This window comes from Paraburkholderia sp. SIMBA_027 (genome assembly GCF_046535315.1).
Taxonomy (GTDB): domain Bacteria; phylum Pseudomonadota; class Gammaproteobacteria; order Burkholderiales; family Burkholderiaceae; genus Paraburkholderia; species Paraburkholderia tropica.
In genome coordinates, this window is sequence record NZ_JAWRWY010001248.1 from 1 (window position 1) to 249 (window position 249).

The 249-nt window shown below is 57.8% G+C and carries 1 protein-coding gene; it reads left to right on the plus strand.

Features of this window, described 5'->3' with window-relative positions:
* Positions 1-15 precede the first annotated feature (15 nt).
* On the plus strand, positions 16-249 hold a 234-nt coding region (locus SB764_RS43145), incomplete at its 3' end, for a KUP/HAK/KT family potassium transporter (protein WP_410867187.1).

The following is a 249-nucleotide window of genomic DNA, read 5'->3' on the forward strand; positions in this document are numbered from 1 at the left end:
TCGCACGATCGCCACATGACGCCGCGCAAACTCTTTTATCTTGCGCTCGGCTCCGTTGGCGTCGTCTATGGAGATATCGGTACCAGCCCGCTTTACGCATTCCGCGAAGCGCTGAAGCCGGTTGCCCAGGACGGTCTCACCCGTTTCGAAGTCATCAGCCTGATTTCGCTGATGATCTGGGCGCTGACCATTATCGTCACCCTCAAATACGTGCTGCTTTTGCTGCGCGCCGACAACGAAGGCGAAGGC